This window comes from Curvibacter sp. AEP1-3, from assembly GCF_002163715.1.
In the GTDB taxonomy this organism is placed as follows: domain Bacteria; phylum Pseudomonadota; class Gammaproteobacteria; order Burkholderiales; family Burkholderiaceae_C; genus Allorhodoferax.
Genome location: NZ_CP015698.1, coordinates 271,567 through 293,120, shown reverse-complemented (window position 1 = coordinate 293,120; position 21,554 = coordinate 271,567). Strand labels below are relative to the sequence as shown.

At 59.8% G+C, this 21,554-nt stretch carries 23 protein-coding genes; 10 read left to right on the top strand and 13 right to left on the bottom strand.

The features are described from left to right. Positions 1 to 7: 7 nt before the first annotated feature. The 10 genes from AEP_RS01325 to AEP_RS01280 all read right to left on the bottom strand — a co-directional run bounded on the left by AEP_RS01325 (position 8) and on the right by AEP_RS01280 (position 9,349). On the bottom strand, positions 8 to 496 hold the full coding sequence (locus AEP_RS01325) for a tripartite tricarboxylate transporter TctB family protein (protein WP_087493722.1): 489 nt from the start codon (positions 494 to 496) through the stop codon (positions 8 to 10). 21 nt (positions 497 to 517) lie between these two features. Next, on the bottom strand, positions 518 to 1,828 hold the full coding sequence (locus tag AEP_RS01320; RefSeq protein WP_232459899.1) for a glycerate kinase type-2 family protein: 1,311 nt from the start codon (positions 1,826 to 1,828) through the stop codon (positions 518 to 520). A 122-nt stretch (positions 1,829 to 1,950) separates the two neighbouring features. After that, the gene (locus AEP_RS01315; protein ID WP_087497125.1) at positions 1,951 to 2,922 is read right to left on the bottom strand and encodes a D-2-hydroxyacid dehydrogenase; all 972 of its coding nucleotides are present in this window, start codon (positions 2,920 to 2,922) and stop codon (positions 1,951 to 1,953) included. 17 nt (positions 2,923 to 2,939) lie between these two features. Beyond that, entirely contained in the window at positions 2,940 to 3,917 is a 978-nt protein-coding gene (locus AEP_RS01310; protein WP_198301880.1) for a Bug family tripartite tricarboxylate transporter substrate binding protein, read from the bottom strand. Between the two features lie 37 nt (positions 3,918 to 3,954). Continuing rightward, positions 3,955 to 4,665, bottom strand: coding sequence for an alpha/beta fold hydrolase (locus AEP_RS01305; RefSeq protein WP_087493721.1), 711 nt, complete (start codon positions 4,663 to 4,665; stop codon positions 3,955 to 3,957). A 4-nt stretch (positions 4,666 to 4,669) separates the two neighbouring features. Continuing rightward, positions 4,670 to 5,062 carry a VOC family protein gene (locus AEP_RS01300; RefSeq protein ID WP_087493720.1) on the bottom strand — a complete coding sequence of 131 codons (393 nt, stop codon included), beginning with the start codon at positions 5,060 to 5,062 and terminating at the stop codon, positions 4,670 to 4,672. Continuing rightward, positions 5,059 to 5,997 (bottom strand): hydroxymethylglutaryl-CoA lyase, encoded by a 939-nt coding sequence (locus AEP_RS01295; protein WP_087493719.1) that lies wholly within the window; start codon positions 5,995 to 5,997, stop codon positions 5,059 to 5,061. Before AEP_RS01295 ends, AEP_RS01300 begins: the two co-directional genes overlap by 4 nt. 1 nt (position 5,998) lies before the next feature. Then, entirely contained in the window at positions 5,999 to 7,237 is a 1,239-nt protein-coding gene (locus AEP_RS01290; RefSeq protein WP_087493718.1) for a CaiB/BaiF CoA transferase family protein, read from the bottom strand. Between the two features lie 51 nt (positions 7,238 to 7,288). After that, positions 7,289 to 8,209 (bottom strand): LysR family transcriptional regulator, encoded by a 921-nt coding sequence (locus AEP_RS01285; protein WP_087497123.1) that lies wholly within the window; start codon positions 8,207 to 8,209, stop codon positions 7,289 to 7,291. Between the two features lie 141 nt (positions 8,210 to 8,350). Continuing rightward, positions 8,351 to 9,349, bottom strand: coding sequence for a Bug family tripartite tricarboxylate transporter substrate binding protein (locus tag AEP_RS01280; protein WP_087493717.1), 999 nt, complete (start codon positions 9,347 to 9,349; stop codon positions 8,351 to 8,353). Between the two features lie 113 nt (positions 9,350 to 9,462). On the opposite strand from AEP_RS01280, the gene AEP_RS01275 reads away from it, so the two are divergent. The 3 genes from AEP_RS01275 to AEP_RS01265 are packed head-to-tail and all read left to right on the top strand — an operon-like array spanning position 9,463 to position 12,483. Further along, complete coding sequence (locus AEP_RS01275; RefSeq protein WP_087493716.1) at positions 9,463 to 10,143, top strand: response regulator; 681 nt, start codon at positions 9,463 to 9,465, stop codon at positions 10,141 to 10,143. Continuing rightward, positions 10,109 to 11,494: a sensor histidine kinase gene (locus AEP_RS01270; RefSeq protein ID WP_087493715.1), complete on the top strand. Its 1,386-nt coding sequence runs from the start codon at positions 10,109 to 10,111 to the stop codon at positions 11,492 to 11,494. The genes AEP_RS01275 and AEP_RS01270 overlap by 35 nt, the downstream gene beginning before the upstream one ends. Further along, entirely contained in the window at positions 11,491 to 12,483 is a 993-nt protein-coding gene (locus tag AEP_RS01265) for a tripartite tricarboxylate transporter substrate binding protein (RefSeq protein ID WP_087497122.1), read from the top strand. The genes AEP_RS01270 and AEP_RS01265 overlap by 4 nt, the downstream gene beginning before the upstream one ends. Before the next feature lie 12 nt (positions 12,484 to 12,495). Here the strand turns inward: AEP_RS01265 and AEP_RS01260 are convergent, their stop codons facing one another. Further along, positions 12,496 to 13,659, bottom strand: coding sequence for an acyl-CoA dehydrogenase family protein (locus AEP_RS01260; protein WP_087493714.1), 1,164 nt, complete (start codon positions 13,657 to 13,659; stop codon positions 12,496 to 12,498). A gap of 128 nt (positions 13,660 to 13,787) precedes the next feature. Between AEP_RS01260 and AEP_RS01255 the strand changes: the two genes are divergently transcribed. From AEP_RS01255 to AEP_RS20935, 7 genes are all read left to right on the top strand, one after another. Further along, positions 13,788 to 14,993, top strand: coding sequence for an acetyl-CoA C-acetyltransferase (locus AEP_RS01255; RefSeq protein WP_087493713.1), 1,206 nt, complete (start codon positions 13,788 to 13,790; stop codon positions 14,991 to 14,993). Positions 14,994 to 15,066: 73 nt separating this feature from the next. Beyond that, the gene (locus tag AEP_RS01250; protein WP_087493712.1) at positions 15,067 to 17,226 is read left to right on the top strand and encodes a 3-hydroxyacyl-CoA dehydrogenase NAD-binding domain-containing protein; all 2,160 of its coding nucleotides are present in this window, start codon (positions 15,067 to 15,069) and stop codon (positions 17,224 to 17,226) included. 3 nt (positions 17,227 to 17,229) lie between these two features. Continuing rightward, the gene (locus AEP_RS01245; protein WP_087493711.1) at positions 17,230 to 18,117 is read left to right on the top strand and encodes an esterase/lipase family protein; all 888 of its coding nucleotides are present in this window, start codon (positions 17,230 to 17,232) and stop codon (positions 18,115 to 18,117) included. A 19-nt stretch (positions 18,118 to 18,136) separates the two neighbouring features. Next, positions 18,137 to 18,973 (top strand): metal-dependent hydrolase, encoded by an 837-nt coding sequence (locus tag AEP_RS01240; RefSeq protein WP_087493710.1) that lies wholly within the window; start codon positions 18,137 to 18,139, stop codon positions 18,971 to 18,973. 43 nt (positions 18,974 to 19,016) lie between these two features. After that, positions 19,017 to 19,622, top strand: coding sequence for a chromate transporter (locus AEP_RS01235; protein WP_087493709.1), 606 nt, complete (start codon positions 19,017 to 19,019; stop codon positions 19,620 to 19,622). Then, the gene (locus tag AEP_RS01230) at positions 19,619 to 20,224 is read left to right on the top strand and encodes a chromate transporter (RefSeq protein ID WP_087493708.1); all 606 of its coding nucleotides are present in this window, start codon (positions 19,619 to 19,621) and stop codon (positions 20,222 to 20,224) included. Before AEP_RS01235 ends, AEP_RS01230 begins: the two co-directional genes overlap by 4 nt. A 100-nt stretch (positions 20,225 to 20,324) precedes the next feature. After that, a complete protein-coding gene (locus AEP_RS20935) occupies positions 20,325 to 20,663 on the top strand; it encodes a BON domain-containing protein (RefSeq protein WP_232459898.1) in 339 nt (112 codons plus the stop codon). Here the strand turns inward: AEP_RS20935 and AEP_RS01220 are convergent. Beyond that, positions 20,653 to 21,168, bottom strand: coding sequence for a hypothetical protein (locus AEP_RS01220; RefSeq protein WP_087493707.1), 516 nt, complete (start codon positions 21,166 to 21,168; stop codon positions 20,653 to 20,655). The two genes, AEP_RS20935 and AEP_RS01220, sit on opposite strands and share 11 nt — an antisense overlap. 9 nt (positions 21,169 to 21,177) lie before the next feature. Beyond that, positions 21,178 to 21,537 carry a hypothetical protein gene (locus AEP_RS01215; RefSeq protein ID WP_157673001.1) on the bottom strand — a complete coding sequence of 120 codons (360 nt, stop codon included), beginning with the start codon at positions 21,535 to 21,537 and terminating at the stop codon, positions 21,178 to 21,180. Positions 21,538 to 21,554: the final 17 nt, after the last annotated feature.

Here is a 21,554-nt window from a genome sequence, read left to right as displayed (position 1 = left end):
GCGGTGATCAGGCAGTGAAGTAAGCAGGCCAAACGGGGAACTGCAGCTTGAGGAGAACGATGAAGGCCACATAGCTCAGTGCGGCCAGGATGGTGGCAAGCACGGCGACTTCCTTGAAGTTGTGTTCTTCACCTGCGTGGCTGGCGATGTAGGTGAGCAGATAGATACCCACGATCAGGCCCAGTGGTTTGAGGCCAATCAGGGGCAGGCCGCCGATGGAAGCTCCGAAGACCAGGTTGGCGGCGATGATGAAGAAGAGCGGCTTCCAGGCGAACTTGCCTACCTTGTCGCCGTCCGGCGTGGGGGTGATCATGCTTTTAACGGCAATCGCACAGCCCAGCACGGCGAGCAGGATGCCCAGGATCAGGGGGAAGTAGCCCGGTCCCATTTTTGCTCCGCTGCCCAGTGTGTACTGGCTGGCGCCGGCAGCAAAGCTGCCTCCTACCACCGTGAACATCAGTCCGGCAAAGAAGTCTTTTTGACTTTGGATTTGCATTTGAAGCGTCTCCTCCTTTTTCTATGTAATCAACAAAGCCCGGAAATCATTGACGTTGGTATGCGTAGGACCGCTGATGAGCAAGTCATCGAGCGAATCAAAAAAACCGAATGAATCATGGCGCAACAGGAAGTCGTCAATGGATAGGCCTTTGTTCTTCGCCCTGGGGAGCGTGTCCGGAGATACGAAGGCACCTGCATTGATTTCGCAGCCATCGACACCATCCGTATCGGCTGCCAAGGCCCAAATCCCCGTGCTTCCATCCAGCGCTTTTGCCAGGCCAAGGCAAAACTCCCCTGCCCGCCCACCACGCCCTAACCCGGGCAGAGAATCAGAGACCGTAACTGTGGTTTCCCCTCCCGACAAGATCACACAGGGAGCTTGCATCGTGCTCTTGCCGGCTCTCACTGCGCGTGCAATTTCCGCATGGAACTTAGCTACATCCTTGGACTCACCTTCGATGCAGTCACTGAGCACGTAGGCATTGAGACCCCACGTTTTGGCAAGCTCAGCTGCAGCCAGCAAGGACTGCGAGGGCGTGGCAATCAAGCGCACGCTGTCACGCGAAGCATTGCGAGGCTCTCGCGAACGGCACACTGCTTCCCAGGTCAACATGGCTTGCCGGACACCGGGTGGCAGAACAATGCCACGGCTATCAAGAATAGCCGCTGCGACTCCCTCTTTCCCAGCCAACGGGATTGTGGGACCACTGCCTATGATTTCGGGCCTGTCGCCGGGCACATCACTGATGGCCAGCGTCAGTACCGGCGCATCACCAGATGCATTCGCCAACTGCCCGCCCTTGATTTTCGACAAGCTCTGGCGCACCAGATTCATCTCGTCAATGGGTGCGCCACTGAGCAAAAGCTGACGGGTGATTTCTTGCTTCGCAGCAAGTGACACACCGTCAATAGGCAGCGCAAGTAAAGCCGACGCACCGCCAGACATCAGGCAGATCACTAGGTCGTTCGCAGACAGGTCCCTAACCAAGTCCACCATGATCCGTGCGGCAGCGACACTGGACTCATCCGGCACGGGATGGGCTGCTTCATGTATCGCAATTCTTCCCGCGCGGGCAGATGCCTCCGCAGGTATGTGCCCGTAGCGAGTGACCACAGCACCGGATAGCGCTGCGTCTTGTGGCCAAAACTTGTCCAGTGCCAAAGCCATGGACGCGGCAGCTTTTCCGGCACCAACCACAATCGCCTTCCCCGACGGGGGGCTGGGTAGGTGCTCGCGTATCGTGTGGACGGGATGTGCACGCTCCACTGCGCATCTGAAAAGCGCTTCGAGGGCGATCTTGGGTTTTTGCATGATGAATGGATGGGTCACGGCCCCTCCTCCCTGACCCGACAGCTTGCGCGGATTCACGGAAGAAAGGGCTCAGTCAACTGTTGCTGTCCACCGGAATCGGGTGCCTGAAAGCAAGCCCGACGGGCTGTGCGCGCGAGGCGCTAGGCCATCGCTGGCGCCGCCAAGACAACATGTCTTGGATTTCCCCTGACAAAGCACTCGATGTTTTCAACCAATTGATCCGTAAGCCCCTGAATCGCTTCATCACTGGCCCAGGCCACATGGGGCGTCAAAATGAAATCGGGACGTTGAATCAGCTGGTTGAAGGGGTGATCCGCAGGCGGGGGTTCGACGCTGACCACATCAAAGCCGGCACCGGAGATTTTTCCTTCCAGCAATGCCGGCACCAAGGCATGTTCATCCACCAAACCACCTCTGGCTGTATTGATCAGCAGTGGTTGTTTCTTCATGCGGTCAAATTCGGAAGGCCCGATCAGCCCTCGGGTCTGCTCGTTGAGCGGGCAATGCAAGGTGATGATGTCTGAGCGCTCCAGGACCTCTTCAAATGGGGTGTACAACGCACCCATGTCAGAGCGTCCCTTGAAGGCGGACATCAGGACGTTCATGCCCAATGCCCGGCCCATGTTTGCCACTGAACGCCCCAAAACACCATCACCGATCACGCCCAGCGTGGAGCCAGCAAGATCGCGGATGGGGTAGTCGAAATAGCAGAACTGCCCCGACTCTTGCCAGCGCCCTGCGATGACGGACTCGCGATAAGCACATATGCTGCGGCGCAGGGCAAAAATCAGTGCAAACGTATGCTCCGGAACGGTGTTGACGGCATAGTTGCGGATATTGCTCACCACCACGCCACGGGCCGCACAGGCACGCAGATCCACGTTGTCCGTACCAGTGGCAGCTACTGCCACCATCCGTAAACGTGGAGCCTGACGAATCACGGCCTCGGTAAGACGCACCTTGTTGACGATCACGATGTCTGCGTCAGCAATGCGCTCAGCAACTTCATCCGGGCGGGTTTGTGCATACACCGCCAACGTGTGTGCAAAGTCCGGCGCACGCATGGTGGTTTGCGGCGAAATGGTGCCGCGATCCAGAAAAACAATTTTCATAAAAGCTGTGCGTGCAATCAATCGAGGGTGACATTGGCGGTTTTGATCACCTTGCCCCAGAAGTCCAATTCGCTCTTGGTATAGGCCCCCAATTGCGCCGGTGTCATCAGTTCCACGGTCGTGCCGGATTCAAGTGCCTTCTTTTGAATTTCCGGTTGTGACAGGATTTTCCCGATCGCTTTGTTCAAGGTCTGGACAACATCCGGTGGTGTCCCAGTCGGGGCGTATAGGGCAAACCAAGAGTCCAGTTTAAACTGGGGAAACCCTGCCTCTGCCACCGTTGGCACATCGGGCAATGACGCCAGCCTGGCATTGCCAGTGACTCCCAATGCCTTGAGCTTGTCAGCCTTTACCTGCGCCACCACCGATGCCGGCGTGGTGATGAAGATGTCTACATTGCCTCCCAGTAAATCTTGCACCGCGGGGGACGCACCCTTGTAAGGCACATGGGTCAAAGAGGTGCCGGTTTGCTGTTGGAGCATTTCGCCTGCTATGTGCTGAATAGAGCCAGCGCCCGAAGATGCGAAGTTGAGCTTTCCGGGGTTAGCCTTGGCGTATGCGACCAGCTCCTGCATAGTCTTGAAAGGCAGACCTGTACGGACGACCACCAACTGGGGGGCACGCGCCATCATCGCCACAGGCTCAAAGTCCTTGATAGGGTCCCAGCCCGCCTTCTTGAACAGGTGCGGATTTCCGACTTGGTATCCGCTGTAAGCGACCAGCAGAGTGTGTCCATCAGGCTTGGCACGTGCGACCGCTTGGTTGCCAATATTGCCCGCAGCGCCGGCTTTGTTATCCACAATCACAGCCTGGCCCAAAGCTTGTGCTAACTGATCGGCGACAAGCCGGGCCACAAAGTCGGTGGTACCGCCTGGGGCACTTGGCACTACCAGAGTAATGGCCTTCTCAGGAAATTTCCCTTGTGCGGCTGCGGATCCCGCTACCGCCAACATCAATGTGCTTGCACCCAGTGCTGTAAATACGCGTCGTTTCATCTTTGTCTCCTTTGTTTTTAATCCAGGTTCTCTGATTTCAAGATTCGCTGTGCTCTAACCAACTCTTCAACACATCTGTCACCGCGCGGGGTTGCTCGATCGTCGAGAGGTGTCCGCAGTTTTCAATCACTTCCAAGCGGGCACCGGGCACACAGGCCGCCATGGCTTCATGGTCAGCCAACGGGGTGACCGGGTCTTGACGTCCACATACCAGCAAAGTGGGAATCCGCAGTCCGCGCAAGTCTTCGTGAGAGTCAGGCCGGGCCAGCATGGCTGTTTGCTGGTTGAACTGGCCTTGGGCACCTACGCTTCTCGCCATCTCGCCCATGAGGTCCACCAAGACCGGCTGGTTCGCGTGAGTAGGATGTAGCCAGCGACCGGGAAGCTCGGGAATCAAAGCCTCGATACCCCCTTGCTGCACTTTCAAAATGTCTTGTCTGCGCCCGTCTTTTCGGGCTGGATGATCAGCCACTGCAGTGGTGTCAATCAGTACTAAACGCTGCAAACGCTCACTGGCGCGACGGATGACCTCAAACGCAACGTAGCCCCCCAATGACAAACCTACAAGAGTGAACTTCTCCGGAGTTTTTTGAAGGATCTCCTCCGCCATCGCGGCCATAGTGGCGTGCTCACGGAATACAAAAATCTTGATCTCGTAGGCATCGGTGAGCGCTGCAACCTGATGCGCATAAAGACGCTCATCCGTCATGTGCGCACAGGCAAAGGCAATGAAGGGGCGATTACTCATGGCCTCAAGCCAGCTCAGAAATTTCAATCAGGTTCAGATCGGGGTCGCGCACATACACCGAACGAATCTTCTGCGTCGCCCCCGTGCGCATCACCGGTCCTTCCACAATGGGCCATTCCGAGGCTTCCAAGCGCTGTATGACTTGCTCAAGTGGAATGCTGGCGATGAAGCACAGGTCCAGTGCGCCGGGCACAGGAAGGTGCGCTTTGGGTTCAAACTCCGCACCCTTCACATGCAAGTTGATTTTCTGGTTACCAAACTTGAAGGCTTGGCGGGTCACTGGCGGCGTACCGCCGACAAATGATTCGAGCTGCATACCCATGACTCGGGTGTAGAAATCGATGCACGCCTCAGGACGGGACGTTGTGAGAACCAAATGGTCCAAATGATCAATCATGCGAATTTGCTCCTTACGTCTGACAAAAATGAAGGCTCCGGATGCAGGTCCAAAATCCGACCTGCCTTGGCAACCTGGCCGGGAACCTCATGACCCACGATCTCCGGGAGTTGTCGGGCAATGGGAAGCAAGGCCGTCAGGTCAATTCCGGTTTGATAGCCCTCGGCCTCAAGCATGTGGATAGCGTCTTCACTGCAGATGTTTCCACTCGCCCCCGGGGCATACGGGCAACCTCCCAGACCACCCAATGAGCCGTCAAAGCGGTCGATACCTTGTCGGGCCGCTGCCAGTACATTGGCCAGACCCATACCCCGTGTGTTGTGGAAATGAAGGGTCAGTTGCAAGCCGGGAAAACGGGTTTGCAGTGCTTCACACAAGCGACTGACCTGACTTGGATAGGCCATGCCGGTGGTATCGCAAATCGTCAAGCCCCGGACACCCAGCGCTGCAAATCGATCGGCCCAGGCAATGACTTCCTCCTGCGGAACCACTCCCTCCATCGGGCAGCCAAAACAAGCGGAGAGTGACACATTGATAGGCACTGCTCCGGCCGCCATGGCCACCACGTCTTTGAGGGCTGCAAAGCTGGTTTCACGAGGCATCCGCAAATTCGCCAGGTTGTGTGTCTCGGAGGTAGACATCACCAAATTGAACTCATCCGCCTTCGACTCCATGGCACGCTCAGCCCCCCGTACGTTGGGAACCAGCACGGTGTACTCGACTCCGGGCACCCGTTGAATGCGGCCCATCACCTCCTCAGCGTCCCGCAACATCGGGATGGATTTGGCCGACGTAAACGAAGTCACTTCTATCTTGGCGTAGCCACAGAGACTCAAGGCATTCACGAGCTCCACTTTGGTATCTGTAGGTACAAATTCAGGCTCAATTTGAAAGCCGTCCCGAGTGACAACCTCGTTGAAAAATATCCGTTGCATATCAGTGCGTCCCCACAATTCCACGTTCGATCAATTGGCGAATCTGCTCATCCTTCAGCCCGATGTCGCGTAGCACTTGCTCGGTGTCCTGGCCCAGTCGGGGCGCATTGCGCGTGCGCGATCCGGGCGAGCGCGAAAGTTTGGGCACCACACCGGGCACCATCAGCTTTGCCCCGTCCTCCATGTGCACCGTGTCCAACATGCCGCGCGCCTGGTAGTGGGGATCACGGGCAATGTCCTCCACGGTGTAAATCCGCCCTGCCGGTACGGAAGCCGCATCAAGATCCGACAAAACCTCGTCTACTGTTTTGCTTTTTGTCCAAGCACCGATTACTTCGTCCAACTCAGCGACGCGGGCCACACGACCCGCGTTGTCCGCGAGACTAGGGTCCTGCGCCAGATCGGTCCGGCCAATCAACTCCATCAATCGCCGAAAGATGCTGTCACCGTTGCCCGCAATCAGTGCGTAGCCACCATCAGCACACAAGTAGGCGTTAGTCGGCGCAATGCCGGGCAATGCCGAACCAGCAGGACCACGCACTGCACCGAATGCGCTGTACTCCGGCAAAAGACTTTCCATGCAATTGAAAACGGCTTCGTACAGGGCGACGTCAATCACTTGACCCTCGCCAGTTCGGTTCCGGTGTTGCAGTGCCAACAAAATTCCGATTACGCCGTGCAGTGCGGCGAGGGTGTCACCCAGACTGATACCTACGCGCACCGGAACCCGCCCGGGCTCGCCGGTAAGGTGACGCAAGCCGCCCATAGCCTCTGCGACAACACCGAAACCCGGGCGGTTTCTGTACGGGCCAGTCTGTCCGTATCCACTGATACGCAGCATGATGAGTCGGGGATTTAGTGACGTCAGTGCATCCGGACCCAAACCCCAGCCCTCCATAGCGCCGGGTCTGAAGTTTTCAATCAGCACATCTGCCTCGGAAGCGAGGCGCCGGACAATGTCCTGCCCCTCAGGAGTGCGCAGGTCCAAAGCTAGTGACTTTTTGTTCCGGGACTGCACCTGCCACCACACGGAGGTTCCGTCTTTGAGCAAGCGCCATTTGCGCAAGGGGTCCCCCGCGCCGGGCGACTCAATCTTGACGATGTCTGCACCAAAGTCAGCGAGCGTCTTGCCGGCAAAGGGGCCTGCAATCAGTTGCCCGAGTTCCAACACCTTGAGGCCTGTCAGCGGCCCCGGTTGTGCTGGCGCATTCTGATGATCAGAAGATTGTGTTTGTTCCATGACCAGCAGTGTCCTGCCGGCCTGTACTTCGGTCTATTTGAACTTGGCGAGTTAAGCCTTAGCGTTTTGCGAAGGCGTGCACAGGAAATCCCTTATTGCACGGACGGCAGAATCCGCATCACGACGAATGGCAACTTTGAGTTGCCGTTGCGCCCAGTCGTCGCGCAACGGTCGCCACGACAACTTCATGGCCTTGATGATGGGAAGCGCTGCAGCTTTGGGCAATGCAGCAATACCAAGGCCTGAAGCCACCATGTGGGCTACGGCATCAAAGCTACGGACTTGCATCCTCAGCTTAAAAGGACGGCCTGCCTCCAACGCCGTTTGCTGCTGACGCATCAAAAGTGCTGCGCCTGCATTCAGACTGATCCAGTTTTCATCCAGGGTTTCTGCAAAACCAATCGGTGATTTGCCGGTCAGCCTGTGACCTTGCGGAAAAATGAGTACTAACAAATCTTTGCGGAAACTCCGGGTATCCAGGTCATCATCAAACGGCCCCTCTACATAGGCAGCCACATCGGAGCGCCCCTCTCTCAAGCTACTCACTGCCAAGTCTGACACTTGTTCATCAAGTGCAACGTGTATCTCCGGATGCAACTCAGAGTACTCCGCCAACAGGGGTGGAAGGAACTGGTTAATGGCGGCGGTACTGGAGGTGAGACGTACCTGCCTGGAGACACCCTCCTTGACGTTGTCGATATCCTGAACCAGCTTGTCCAGGCCCTGGAGGAGTTCCAGTCCATGCTTAACGAACGCTCGCCCGATATCTGTTGGCTCCAAACCTCTGGAATGACGATGAAACATGGCAGCGCCAATCGTCTTCTCCAGATCGTGGATACGACGACTTGCAGCTGGTAGAACAAGATTGCATTCACGCGCAGCCGCAGTGAGGCTACCTAGCTGCGCGCAAACCACGGCAAGCTTGATTGAAATGAAATCGAATCTTGCCAGGTTGTAGTTTGTTGATTGCATATTGAGAAGACACGTCACCGGATGCTACTAACTTTAGTCCAAACCCACTTTTCCTATTGCCAAGCGGTTGGGCTGTAAATTTGACTAACTGACAGCAGCACGCGCCCCTGAGAACACCAGTGACGTCTTTGCAAGCAAAACTCAGCTCAACCCGTCCGGCTTGATCTGGGCCCGCTCGATCACGGCTTTCCACCGGACCTTCTCCGCCTTGATGAAAGCATCAAACTCCTTGCCGGTGTTGCCCACTGCCAGCGCAGTCTCTTGCGACAGTTTGTCTTTCACGGCAGATCCTCGTGCAGCCTTGATGGCCTCCAACTCCAGCTTGTCGATCGATGGCTTGGACCACTTTTTGGGAGCCAACAAGCCGTACCACTGCGTCATCTCAAAGCCCTTGTAGCCCTGCTCGGCCACGGTAGGCACATCAGGCAACTGCGGCAAACGTTCGGCAGTGCCGGTGGCGATGCAGCGCAGCTTGCCCGCCTTGATGAAGGCCAGCAACGCAGGCGCACCGACAGAGGCCGCTTGCAGGCGGCCTGCCATCAAGTCGGTGAGCATGGGGCCCGTACCACGGTAAGGCACATGCAACATGAAGGTGCCACTCACCATCTTGAGGTACTCAAACGCCAGATGCCCTGCACTGCCGTTGCCCGCTGATCCGTAGTTCAACTGACCGGGGCGAGCCTTGGCATAGGCTACAAATTCCTTGAGGTTCTGTACTGGCAAATCCGGATGCACCACGTACAAGCTGGGCACCTTGGAGATCAAGGTAATGGGCGCGAAATCGCGGTCAGCGTCATAGGGCAGCTTGGGAAAGATGAACGGATTCACCGCCAAAGTGCCGATGTGCCCCAGGATGAACGAGTGTTCATCGCTGTTGTTGGCCACCTCTTGCATGGCGATGTTGCCAGCTGCGCCGGGCTTGTTCTCAACAAATACGTTCTGGCCAATGGTTTTAGCCATCTCGCCCGCGATGGCTCGCGCCACAATTTCCGAGCTGCCACCGGGTGCAAACGGCACAACCAGGTGCAAGGGTTTGTTGGGCCAGGTGCCCTGTGCAAATGCCGGTGGCAACCAGACGCTGCTGGCTGCGGCTGCTCCGGTGGTCAGCCATTGGCGGCGATTCATGGAAATTTCGTTCATCGGGTCTCCTCGTTATGGTGTCTTGGTATTCAAAATCCGCTGAGGATGATGCAAGGCCCAACCTAACAAGTTCCTATCAATCGGGCTGGGTGAACGGACCCATAATCCGCGCCATGCATATCCTGTTGGCCGAAGACGAACACAGTTTGGGCGAGTGGCTCAGCAAGGCCTTGGAACAATCGGGCCACAAGGTGGACTGGCGCAACGACGGGCGCTTGGTAGAACTTGCATTGGGCGACACCGATTACGACGCACTGGTCCTGGACCTGGGCCTCCCGGGCAAGAGCGGCACAGACATCCTGCGCAGCATTCGCAGCCGGGACAACCGCCTGCCGGTGCTGGTGCTCACCGCAAGAGACTCGCTGACCGAACGCGTCAACACCCTGAATCAGGGCGCCGACGACTTCCTGCCCAAACCCTTCGCCCTCGCGGAGCTCGAAGCCCGACTGACCGCCTTGGTGCGCCGTGCCCGCGGCAGCGAGCACCCCCGGTTTGCAGCCGGCCCGCTCAACTTCGATACCGTCACCCGCCAATTTACCTTGCACGGAGCGATGCTGGCGCTCTCCCCGCGCGAGCACGCGCTGCTCAAGGCGCTCATCATGCGCAGTGGCGAACCGCTCTCACGGCAGCAAGTGATGGATCGGATCTTCAGTGATGAATCCGACGTACAACCCAGTGCCATCGACATGCTGCTGCATCGCCTGCGCAAACGTCTGGAGCACAGCGGCGTCCACATTCACACCTACCGGGGACTGGGCTATGTTCTGGAATCGGATACGCCAAGCCAGCCTTAAGGTCCGCCTGCTCGTGCTCCTGTTGCCGGTGATGGCACTGGTCACGGCGGGGAGCCTGTGGGTAACCCGCAGCGAATCTGTGGCGGCCGCCAATGCCGCCTACGACCGCTCACTCCTGGGTGCCCTCAAGGCGCTGGACTTGAACATTTCCACCGCTTCAGGCGGACTGGCGGTGGAACTGCCCTACCGCCTGTTTGAGTTTTTCCAGCTCACAGCCACTGGCAGCGTGTACTTCCGGGTCGCTACCGCTGATGGGCTGGTGGAAATCGGCAACCCCGATCTTCCTGCGCCCCCACGGCCGCTTCAGGCCGGACAACCCCAGTTTTATGACGCCCGCTATTTCGATGAAACCGTCCGCGTAGGGGCCTTTATGAGACCGCTCTCACAGGCGTTAGAGAACTCGGGGAGCGCATTTGTTGTCATCCAGGTAGCTGAGAGCACATCGTCACGGGAGCAATTCACCCGCAGTTTTCTGCGCCGCAGTCTGTTGCGTGACGCCGTGTTTCTCGCGGCCATGGTGCTCGCGGTCATCGTCGGTTTGACACTGGCACTGCGCCCGCTCTCGCGCCTGGCGCGACAAACTACGGACCGCAGTGCGGACGACTTGCGCCCCCTGCCAGTGCAGGACCTGCCCAGCGACATCCGCCCGCTGGTTGACGCCATCAACCAGCAACTGCACCGCACCGAACAGCTGATGGCGGAGCAACGCGGTTTTCTGGACGATGCCTCGCACCAGCTGCGCACACCACTGACCGTGCTCCGCGCCCAGCTGGACTACATCCTTCGCGAGAAGGACTCGGCCTCCAAAGCGCTGGCCTTGAATGCGCTCTCGGAGGCGCTGGAGCACGCCATTCGCGCGACCAACCAACTGCTAGCGCTGGCCCGTAGCGACACCGGCCTGACGCAGCGCGAAGTCTTCGACCTGTCTGCCCTGGTGCGCGAGGTGGCTATGGAGCTGATGCCATTGGCACGCGAACGGGGTGTGGATTTCGGTGTCGATGTACCGGAACAAGGCTTGGAGGCAAAGGGAGACCGCAACCTCTTGCGCCACGCCCTGCTCAACCTGGCGCACAACGGCCTGGAACACGGCTGCGCCCAAGGCACGGTCACCCTGACGGCCAACAGAACAGAAACGGGATATGAAATCCAAGTTATTGACGACGGCAACGGCATGGATGCGGACGTGCTCGCGCGCGCTGGCGAACGCTTTGTCAAAGGACAGCACAGCAGGGGCTCCGGTTTGGGCATGGCCATTGCGCGGTCTGTGATCGAAGCCCACGGCGGGCAGCTACAGATACGCCCGGTGGAGCCCGGCCCCGGTCTGCGCGTTTTGCTAGGGTGGCCACGATGAAACTGCTTTTCAAATCACTGTGCAGCGTGCTGATGTGGGTGTGCGCCGCGGCACTTGCAGGCCCCGAAGGCGGGCGCTGCATTGCGCCTGCCAAAGCGGGCGGTGGATTCGACCTCACCTGCCAACTCGCACGAGACATGTTGGCACAGCCCCACAACAGCCGCCCGCCCTTGGCGGTGGTGTACCAGCCAGGCGGCATAGGCGCTCTGGCATTCAAAAACACGGTAACTCAACAACCGCCAGACGGGAAAACGGTCGTTGCCTTCTCATCAGGCTCTTTGCTGAACTTGGCACAAAACCGCTTCGGCCCCTACAACACCCGCAGCGTTCGTTGGTTGGCGGCCGTGGGCATGGACTATGGCGTGGTGGCGGTGCCGCGCGAGTCGCCCTATAAAAACCTGCCGCAGCTGCTGGAAGCCTTGCGTGACAAACCCGGCAGCATCGTCTTCGGCGCAGGCGGCTCCATTGGCAGCCAGGACTGGATGAAAGCCGCCCTCCTCGCCCGTGCGGCGGGCGTAGGGCACAAGGAGATGCGTTTTGTCGCTTTTGAAGGCGGCGGCGAAGCACTGTCCGCATTGGGCGACAACCATGTTCAGGTGCTGGCGGGCGATGCTGCAGAAGTCGGCCGCCAGTTGGAGCAAGGCGTTGCGGTACGGGTGCTGGCCGTGCTCTCAGAAAAGCGGCTTGGCGGCCGCTGGGCCCATGTGCCTACTGCCAGGGAACAGGGCTTTGACATCGTGTGGCCCATTCTGCGGGGCCTGTACATGGCGCCCGGCGTGTCAGACCGCGAATTCAAGGAATGGACCGACGCCCTGGCCAAGGCCACCGGTCAACCGGCCACGGCGCGAGCGCTCACCAAGGCCGGAATGAACCCTGCATGGATTACCGGCCGGGCGCTGGACCAACTGGTGGACCAGCAGGTGGAAAGCTACCGAAAGCTGGCTGCGGATTTCGGTCTGGCGCCACGCACCGGTTCTTTGCAGCCGTAGGCGCCCACCAACCTACTTGCCGCCCAGCCCCATGGACCGGGTGATCACTTCTTTCATGATCTCATTGGTGCCGCCGTAGATGCGCTGCACCCGGGCATCGGCGTAGGCGCGGGTGATGGGGTATTCCCACATGTAGCCGTAGCCGCCGAAGAGCTGCACACATTCGTCCATCACTTTGCACTGCAGGTCGGTGGTCCAGTACTTGGCCATGCTGGCAGTGGCCGTGTCGAGCTGGTCTTTGCCGATCAGCTCGCAGCACTTGTCCACAAACACGCGAGCCACTTGCACCTGCGTCTGCAGCTCGGCCAGCACATAGCGCGTGTTCTGGAAGCTGGCCACGGGCTGGCCGAATACCTTGCGCTCTTTCACATAGTCCACCGTCCAGTCAATGGCCGCCTGGGACGCTGACACCGCACCAATCGCAATCTGCAAACGCTCCCAAGGCAACTGCTCCATCAGGCAAATAAAGCCTCTGTTTTCATAGGCCGCGCCGCCCAGCAGGTTCTCGGCGGGTACGCGCACATTGTCAAAAAACAGCTCGGACGTGTCCTGGGCTTTCATACCCATTTTCTTGAGGCGCTGGCCCACACTGAAGCCGGGCATGCCGCGCTCCACCAGCAGCAGGCTGGTACCTTTGCCCCCGGCCGCCGGGTTGGTTTTGGCCACCACCACCACGAGGTCGGCATGCCAGCCATTGGTGATGAAGGTCTTGCTGCCGTTGAGCAGGTAGCTGCCGTCGGGCTGCTGGATGGCCGTGGACTTGATGCCCTGCAGGTCCGAGCCGGCCGCCGGCTCGCTCATCGCAATCGCACCCACCATCTCGCCACTGGCCAACTTGGGCAGGTACTTGGCTTTTTGCTCGGGCGTGCCGTAGTGCAGGATGTAAGGCGCCACGATTTCGCTGTGCAGCCCGAAGCCGATACCGGTGAAGCCGCCGCGGGCCAGCTCCTCCATCTGGATCACCGAGTACAGCTTGTCGGCCTCGGAGCCGCCGTACTCCTCCGGCATGGTCATGCACAAAAAGCCGTTCTCGCCGGCCTTGTTCCACACCTCGCGGGCGACATAGCCCTGCTCTTCCCAGTCTGCGTGGAAGGGGGCGATTTCCTTCTCCATGAAACGGCGGAAGCTGTCGCGGAAAGATTCGTGGTCCGGGGTGAACAGGGTGCGTTCGATCATGGTGTCTCCTAAGGGAAAGTCATTAGTTATTTTTACAAAGCGTTTGCTTGGTAAAAACAATATACTGCAAAACAGCTTGCAGGCGCCAGCGTGCGCACCCGCATTCCCCAGACAACACCGGAGACCCCATGACCGAAGCCTATGTGTTTGACGCCATCCGCACGCCCCGTGGCAAGGGCAAGAAAGACGGCAGCCTGTATGAAGTCAAACCCGTCACCCTGCTCGCAGGACTGCTGACGGACCTGCAACAGCGCCACCAGTTCGACACCGCGCAGGTAGACGATGTCGTCATGGGCGTGGTGTCCCCGGTAGGTGACCAAGGTGCGGTGCTGCCCAAAGTGGCTGCCTTGAAAGCCGGCTGGGACTTCCAGTGCGCGGGTGTGCAGATCAACCGCTTCTGTGCCTCCGGCTTGGAGGCGGTGAACATGGCTGCGCAGAAGGTGCGCTCCGGCTGGGAAGACTTGGTGGTGGCAGGCGGCGTGGAAAGCATGAGCCGCGTACCTATTGGCTCCGACGGCGGTGCCTGGGCCATGGACCCCGAAACCAACAGCCAGACCTGCTTCGTACCCCAAGGCATAGGCGCAGACCTGATAGCCACACTGGAAGGCTTTACCCGCGCGGATGTGGATGCCTATGCGCTCGAATCGCAACGTCGCGCCACCAAGGCACAAGCTGCCGGATATTTCGACCGCTCAGTCATGCCGGTCAAAGACAGCCTGGGCCAGACCATTCTGGCCCGCGATGAGTTCATCAAACCCGGCACCACGCTCGAAGGCCTGGCAGGCCTCAAGCCTGCGTTTGGCGACATGGGCGGCATGGGTTTTGACGCCGTGGCCCTCACGCGCTACCCGCAGGTGGAGCGCATTCACCATGTGCACCACGCCGGCAACTCTTCGGGCATTGTGGATGGCGCAGCCGCGGTGCTGATCGGCAATGAAGCCGCTGCCAAGGCACATAGCCTGACCCCGCGCGCCCGCATTGTGGCCACGGCCTTGAGCGGCGCGGACCCCACCATCATGCTCACCGGCCCTATGCCCGCCACGCGCAAGGCGCTGGCCAAAGCCGGTCTCACGGTGGACGACATCGACCTGTTTGAAGTCAACGAAGCCTTTGCCGCGGTGGTGATGCGCTTCATGAAAGAGATGAAGGTGCCGCATGACAAGGTCAACGTGAACGGCGGCGCCATTGCCATGGGCCACCCGCTGGGGGCTACGGGCGCCATGATTCTGGGCACGCTGATTGACGAGCTGCACCGCCGCAAATTGCGCTACGGGCTGGCCACCCTGTGTGTGGGCGGCGGCATGGGCATTGCCACCATCGTCGAGAGGCTTTAAAGACTTTTCGGCCTCTAGCGCCCGTCTTTATTGCGCGAGCAGCTCCTATTTTTATAGCATTTTCACCTACACCATGAAAACCATCCGCTACTCCCTGGACCACGGTATTGCGACCATCACCTTTGATGAACCAGACTCCCCCGTCAACACCATGTGCCTGCAATGGCAGCAGGACATGGATGCCGTGGCCGCACAGGTGCTGCATGACAAAGACAGCATCACCGGCATCCTGCTGGCGTCTGCAAAAAGCACCTTCTTCGCCGGCGCGGACCTCAAAGCGGCCATGCGACTGACCCCGGCGGATGCACCGCGCATCTTTGAAGAAATCGAGCGGGTGAAGCGCAACTTCCGGACCATTGAGACCCTGGGCAAACCGGTGGTCAGCCTGCTCAACGGCACGGCCTTGGGTGGCGGCTGGGAGGTTGCGCTGGTGGGCCACTACCGCATCGCAGTGGACGACCGAAAAACCCAGTTCGGCCTGCCCGAAGTCACCCTGGGCCTGCTGCCGGGTGCCAGTGGCGTGACCAAGATGACGCGCCACCTGGGGCTGATGGGCGCCCAGCCTTATCTGGTGGAAGGCAAAACCTTCAACCCCTCCGAGGCCAAAGGCCTGGGGCTGGTGCACGAGCTGGTAGCGCCCGGCCCCGACGCCGCAGCCGAGATGCGCGCCAAGGCTTTGGCTTGGATTGCCGCCAACCCGACAGCCCAACACCCGTGGGAAGCCAAAGGCTACAAAGTGCCCGGCGGCCTGCCCAGCAGCCCGGCGGTGGCAGGCATGTTGCCGATTGCGCCCGCAGTCATCAAGAAGAACACTCGGGGCCTGTACCCTGCGCCCGAGGCAATCATCGCCTGCATGGTCGAAGGCTTGCAGGTGGACCTCGACACCGCGCTGCGCATTGAAAGCCGGTATCTGGCCAAGCTCATGTCCGGCCCACAGGCCAAGGCCATGATCAACACCTTCTTCTTCAACCTGAATGCCATCAAGAGCGGCCAGAGCCGCCCGGCTGGCGTGCCGCGCTTCAAACCCACCAAGGTGGGCCTGCTGGGCGCCGGCATGATGGGTGCGGGCATTGCCTATAGCCAGGCCAGCAAAGGCATCACCACCGTGCTCAAAGACGTGAGCCAGGAAAAAGCAGACCTCGGCAAGAGCTACAGCGCCAAAATCACCCAAGCGCGTGTGGACAAGGGCCGCATGAAGGCCGAGGCCCAGCAACAGATCCTAGACCTGATCCGCCCCACCGGCAGCGTGGCGGACCTGCAAGGCTGCGACTTGATCATCGAAGCCGTATTTGAGAACCGCGAACTCAAAGCCAAGGTCACCCAAGAGTCCGAGCCGCTCTTGGCACCGGGTGGTTTTTTTGCGTCCAACACGTCCACCTTGCCGATTACCGGTCTGGCCAAAGCCAGCGCCAAACCCGAGAAATTCATCGGCATCCACTTCTTCAGCCCGGTCGACAAGATGAAGCTGGTCGAAATCATCAAAGGCAAATCCACGGACGATGAGACCGTGGCTCGCGCTTTTGACTACGTGCAGGCACTGGGCAAGTTCCCCATCGTGGTGAACGATTCTCGAGGCTTCTTCACCAGCCGCGTGTTCGGTACCTTTGTGATGGAGGGTGCGGCCATGCTGGGCGAAGGCATTCCCGCTGCAGCGATCGAGAACGCAGGCATCCAGGCCGGCATGCCGGTGGGCCCCTTGGCCGTGCTGGACGAAACTGCTCTCACCTTGAGCCTGCACGTGATGGACCAGACCCGAAAGGACTTTGAGGCTGAGGGCAAGAGCTATATCGCCACGCCCGGTGAACTCGTGGTCGAGAAAATGGTGGCGCAGCACAACCGCCCCGGCCGCGCCGGTGGTGCGGGCTTTTACGAATATCCCTCTGAGAAAGGTGCCAAGAAGTTCCTCTGGCCCGAACTCAAAGGCCTGTTCGAAAAGCCCGACGTCGCTTGGAACATCACCGACCTCAAGGATCGCCTGCTTTACCGCCAAGCGGTAGAAACAGCGCGCTGCCTGGCCGAGGGCGTGCTCACCAGCGTGCACGATGCCAACATCGGCTCGATCTTCGGCATCGGCTTCCCGGCGTGGACCGGTGGCGCCATGCAGTTCATCTACGGCATGGGCATCGACACGTTTGAGGCGCGGGCTGCCGCTTTGGCCACACAATTCGGAGGCGGTTTTGCCTTGAGCGATGATGTGAAATCCGCCATACGGCGCTTTCAACCCATCTACTGATCCATGCTCGCCAGACTCCTGCAACGCTTTTTGTTGGCCCTTGCCCTTGCGGGCGCCGGTTTGGCCGTGCTGTGGCATGGCGCTACAGGAGATGTGATGCTGGGCGCGCTCTTGATGCCGTGGCTGGCGGTGGTGCTCAGCACCTCCTACACCATGCTCAAGAGTCGTGCCCCGGGGGAGCCCTCAAGCATGTTCTACCGTGCCTGGTGGGGCGAAACCGTGGCCAACTTCCGCACCTTTGTACTGCGCCAGCCGTGGGCAGAGCCCCAACCCGCTGTACTGCCTGCTACCGATGGGGTGAAACGCGTGCCGGTGCTGCTGGTGCATGGTTATGTGTGCAACCACCGCCTGTGGGACGACGTCACTTTGCGCCTGCGTGCCGAGGGACATGATGTGCTGGCGATAAATCTGGAGCCCTTGTTCACCTCCATTGACCATTACGCGGAACATATCGAAGTCTCGGTACAAGCGCTGCTGAAACACAGCGGGCAATCTCAAGTGGCATTGGTCGGTCACAGCATGGGGGGCTTGGCCATCCGGGCATGGATACGGCAATGTGGCAGCGCGCACGTGGCACGCATTCTGACCCTAGGCACGCCCCACGCCGGCACCAAAGCCGCCAAACAGAACCGCACGCCCAATGGCCGCCAGATGCTGTGGGACAGTGCCTGGCTCCAAGGCCTGGCGGAATCCGAGACCCCCGAGCAGCGCGCGCTGATGCGCATTGCACTCACCCCGCAAGACAACATCGTTTTCCCCCAACGGGCTCAGACCTTGCCGGGCATTACCCCCGTGGTATTCGAAGGCTTGGGGCATGTGCAAATGTGCAGTGCGCCAGAGGTGATCAATTGGGTCGCCAACGAGCTGAATAGCCCGCCCCTTGCGGCCTGACACTTATGCGGAACACTCCATGAGCCAACTCACCGTACGCAAACTCTTGATCGACTTGCAGACTCCATTCGCGGTGCGCTGGTGTTCCGGCGACGCATTCAAGTCCGCGTTTTTCAATGCCCTTTCCATGAGCTTCCCGCTGGGCGAGCAGTACTTCATGGACTCGGTGCGTGCAGGCCTAAAAACCTTGCCGCCTGACGCGCAACAACCATTTGCCGCCGAGGTACAAGGCTTTGTGGGGCAGGAAGCCACCCACCGTCGCATCCACAGCCTGTTTAACGAACAGCTGGCCCGGCAAGGCTTTGACAACGCCATGGAGCACCGGATTGCCCGGCGGCTGAAGGCCCATGCCCATCTCGATGTGCGCATGCATGTGGGCGCCACCGCGGCTACCGAACACCTGACCGCCCTGTTTGCCGACTGGATGCTCGCCCACCCCGAGGCCATGATGGGCACCGAAGACCGCTTGCGCACCTTGTGGCTCTGGCACAGCGCCGAAGAGAGTGAGCACCGCAGCACCGCCTTCGACGTGTACCACGCTATCGGGGGCAACCATGCGTGGCGCGTGCGCCTGTTCCGCTACATCACCTGGACCTTCTTCACCGACGTAGCACGGCAGACCGTGCGCAACCTGTGGCGCGACAAGGCCTTGTTCCGCTGGAGCACTTGGCGGAGTGCCTGGCCTTTTTTGTTCGGCCGCGAGGGCATCATCCGCGGCAATTGGCCGTTGTGGCGCGACTACCTGCGTGAAGACTTTCACCCCAGCCAACACCCGGCAGAGCGCTCTGCGCAGTGGCTGCGCGACAATAAGCACCAGTTCACACCGGTAGGCCCGTTGAACGCCCCGGCAAGCTGATTCCGCGGGGCGGCAGCAACGGGCCGGAATCACCTCGCAGACCATGCCCGACACTCCAGACATCCGCCCGGCCCCGCAGTCCAAAACAGAGCTTTTTTACGCCTTTTCCATCCTTGCACTGCAGGGCTTCGGGGGCGTGCTGGCGGTCGTGCAACGCGAACTGGTGGACAAGCGCAAATGGCTCACGGCCGAAGAGTTTGTCGAAGACTGGGCCGTCGCCCAGATCCTGCCGGGCCCCAATGTGGTGAACCTGTCGCTCATGTTGGGCGACCGCTACTTCGGCTGGCGGGGCGCACTCACCGGCGTGGCCGGCATGCTGTGTTTTCCGACCATCGTGGTGTTGTTACTGGCGGCCCTGTTCGCCGGCGTGGCCGATGTGCCTGAGGTACAAGGTGCCCTGCGCGGCATGGGCGCTGTCGCCGCCGGCCTGATTGCGGCGGCCGGTTTGCGGCTGGTAGGTGCACTGCGTAGTAACGCGATGGGCATTCTGACTTGCTGGGCCCTGGTGGTAGCCACCTTTGTAGCCGTCGCCCTGATGCGCCTGCCGCTGGCTTGGCTGCTGCTGGCGATAGGCCTGCCCGCCTGCCTCTGGGCCTACCACTGTCTAGGCCGTATATCAGCTGCCAGCACCGGCAAGGAGCGCGCATGAACGCCCTGCCCGTAGTCCAGTGGCTGGACCTGTTTCTGCATTTCGCGGCCCTTTCGCTGTTGGCGATTGGAGGCGCCATCACCACCGCGCCGGACATGCAGCGTTACCTGGTAGTCGAACGTGGATGGATTGACAACGAACAATTCACCTCCAGCATCGCCTTGTCGCAAGCCGCACCGGGTCCCAACATCCTGTTTGTGGCCCTGCTGGGCTGGAACATCGGGCTGAGTGCTGCCGGCGTGCCACCCGGCACCGCAGCCACCACATGGCAAGCCTATGCCTTGGCGCTGGGTGGTGTGGCGGTCACCATGACCGGCATCATGCTGCCGAGCACCACCCTCACTTTCATGGCAGCGCGCTGGGGCCACCGTAACCGCGAGCTGCGCGCGGTCCGGGCCTTCAAGCAAGGCATGGCCCCCATCGTGATCGCGCTGTTGGCCGCCACCGGCTGGATACTGGCCGCCAACCACAAAGGCGACGAACACCATCTGGGCCTGTGGGCCGTCAGCCTGGTGACCTGCGCATTGGTCTGGAAGACGCGACTTCATATGCTGTGGATGCTGGGAGGCGGTGCCATCGCAGGGTGGATGGGGTGGATTTAGGCGTAAGCCCGGCCGTCTCGTAACGCACGGACGAGCCGCACTTGTAAGGCCATAGTGCGTATTCGGTCACGCCTTTGTGACCACGCACTTAAGGCCACCCATGCAAAAGTCTGCACGCCCCCTGCTCTTTGTCGGTCTGCTGACCTTGGCCATCGCCCAAGCGGGCTGCAGCAAAACCAACGATATCGATAACGCAGTACCCACCGCAAACAGCGGCGTGGGTAACGTCTCAGATATGGATGTGACGGAGCATGTGAAAACGGCTCTGCACCAAAACGCCACGCTTCAGGCTTTTGACATTACTGTCCTCACCATCAAGGGAGATGTGCGGCTGATGGGCACCCTGGACACCCAGGCTCAAATCACCGAGGCGCTTCAGGTGGCCCGGGCAGCCCAGGGCGTGCACAGCATTCACGACGAGCTGACGCTCAAGCCTTGAAGAACGCTTTGGCGCTGAAGGCGCCTATTGCAAAGCTGACGAGTCCCAACCACTTGATGGATGCGCACACGCCGGCGGCCAGATAGGTGATAGATGGAAGTGTGACATTGCCTTGGAGAACCTCCGCCCCGGTTAGCCACCAGTGCAACAGGTTTTCTCCCGCGTCAAACACGGCAGCCAGAGGCAGCAACAAAGCCCAAAATGCCAATGGAACATGGTGGGACAGCGATGCGAAAAGTCGGGTGCGACCGGCTGCCAGATACCCGGCTACCCCGTAGCTCAGGAGCAAGAGGCCATCCACCATCAAGTGCTGCCGGAAACGCTCCACTCCCTCAGGGCCCCAAGTCTGAAGCACCGCCGCAAACGCTTGCGGGGAATACGTGAATTGCAGAGCCACCACGCTGGGATGCAAGGGAGCCAAAAACACACCCAAGCCTGCAAATAGCACTGCGCAAGCCACCACAGCCCACTTCAAAAGCAAGGTGCTGGAGTGCTGCGCAGCCATGCGATGGGCTTAGCGCGGGTTTTCGAAGAAGAGGTAATTCGAGCCGTAATCGCTGATTTCGAAATACACCTTCTTTTCGCCACTATCTGCCACGAAGTTGAAGTTCTCGTCGAGCACACCATAGCCGAAGCGGTAGGGACGGGGCTTGCCGTCATCCGTGCCCATGGCAGTGGAGAGTTTGTCGATCTTGATGAAGCGGCGCACCAGCTTGTCGCCTGCATAGAACTCCAGCACGCCATTGGTTCCGGTCCAATTCTGGATTTCACGTCCCAGCTTGTTTTGCTGCTCCTGGGTGCATCCCATCAACAGAAAAACAGATGCAGCGCCCGTCGCTATTGCGCGGGCAGCTATTGACTTTATAGCAATCATGAAACTCTCCGGAGGGG

Bases quoted from the DNA above. Each gene is read 5' to 3' on its own strand.
- AEP_RS01325 (WP_087493722.1), bottom strand. From the start codon at position 496: ATGCAAATCCAAAGTCAAAAAGACTTCTTTGCCGGACTGATGTTCACG.
- AEP_RS01315 (WP_087497125.1), bottom strand. From the start codon at position 2,922: ATGAAAATTGTTTTTCTGGATCGCGGCACCATTTCGCCGCAAACCACC.
- AEP_RS01310 (WP_198301880.1), bottom strand. From the start codon at position 3,917: ATGAAACGACGCGTATTTACAGCACTGGGTGCAAGCACATTGATGTTG.
- AEP_RS01305 (WP_087493721.1), bottom strand. From the start codon at position 4,665: ATGAGTAATCGCCCCTTCATTGCCTTTGCCTGTGCGCACATGACGGAT.
- AEP_RS01300 (WP_087493720.1), bottom strand. From the start codon at position 5,062: ATGATTGATCATTTGGACCATTTGGTTCTCACAACGTCCCGTCCTGAG.
- AEP_RS01295 (WP_087493719.1), bottom strand. From the start codon at position 5,997: ATGCAACGGATATTTTTCAACGAGGTTGTCACTCGGGACGGCTTTCAA.
- AEP_RS01290 (WP_087493718.1), bottom strand. From the start codon at position 7,237: ATGGAACAAACACAATCTTCTGATCATCAGAATGCGCCAGCACAACCG.
- AEP_RS01285 (WP_087497123.1), bottom strand. From the start codon at position 8,209: ATGCAATCAACAAACTACAACCTGGCAAGATTCGATTTCATTTCAATC.
- AEP_RS01280 (WP_087493717.1), bottom strand. From the start codon at position 9,349: ATGAACGAAATTTCCATGAATCGCCGCCAATGGCTGACCACCGGAGCA.
- AEP_RS01275 (WP_087493716.1), top strand. From the start codon at position 9,463: ATGCATATCCTGTTGGCCGAAGACGAACACAGTTTGGGCGAGTGGCTC.
- AEP_RS01270 (WP_087493715.1), top strand. From the start codon at position 10,109: ATGTTCTGGAATCGGATACGCCAAGCCAGCCTTAAGGTCCGCCTGCTC.
- AEP_RS01265 (WP_087497122.1), top strand. From the start codon at position 11,491: ATGAAACTGCTTTTCAAATCACTGTGCAGCGTGCTGATGTGGGTGTGC.
- AEP_RS01260 (WP_087493714.1), bottom strand. From the start codon at position 13,659: ATGATCGAACGCACCCTGTTCACCCCGGACCACGAATCTTTCCGCGAC.
- AEP_RS01255 (WP_087493713.1), top strand. From the start codon at position 13,788: ATGACCGAAGCCTATGTGTTTGACGCCATCCGCACGCCCCGTGGCAAG.
- AEP_RS01250 (WP_087493712.1), top strand. From the start codon at position 15,067: ATGAAAACCATCCGCTACTCCCTGGACCACGGTATTGCGACCATCACC.
- AEP_RS01245 (WP_087493711.1), top strand. From the start codon at position 17,230: ATGCTCGCCAGACTCCTGCAACGCTTTTTGTTGGCCCTTGCCCTTGCG.
- AEP_RS01240 (WP_087493710.1), top strand. From the start codon at position 18,137: ATGAGCCAACTCACCGTACGCAAACTCTTGATCGACTTGCAGACTCCA.
- AEP_RS01235 (WP_087493709.1), top strand. From the start codon at position 19,017: ATGCCCGACACTCCAGACATCCGCCCGGCCCCGCAGTCCAAAACAGAG.
- AEP_RS01230 (WP_087493708.1), top strand. From the start codon at position 19,619: ATGAACGCCCTGCCCGTAGTCCAGTGGCTGGACCTGTTTCTGCATTTC.
- AEP_RS20935 (WP_232459898.1), top strand. From the start codon at position 20,325: ATGCAAAAGTCTGCACGCCCCCTGCTCTTTGTCGGTCTGCTGACCTTG.
- AEP_RS01220 (WP_087493707.1), bottom strand. From the start codon at position 21,168: ATGGCTGCGCAGCACTCCAGCACCTTGCTTTTGAAGTGGGCTGTGGTG.
- AEP_RS01215 (WP_157673001.1), bottom strand. From the start codon at position 21,537: ATGATTGCTATAAAGTCAATAGCTGCCCGCGCAATAGCGACGGGCGCT.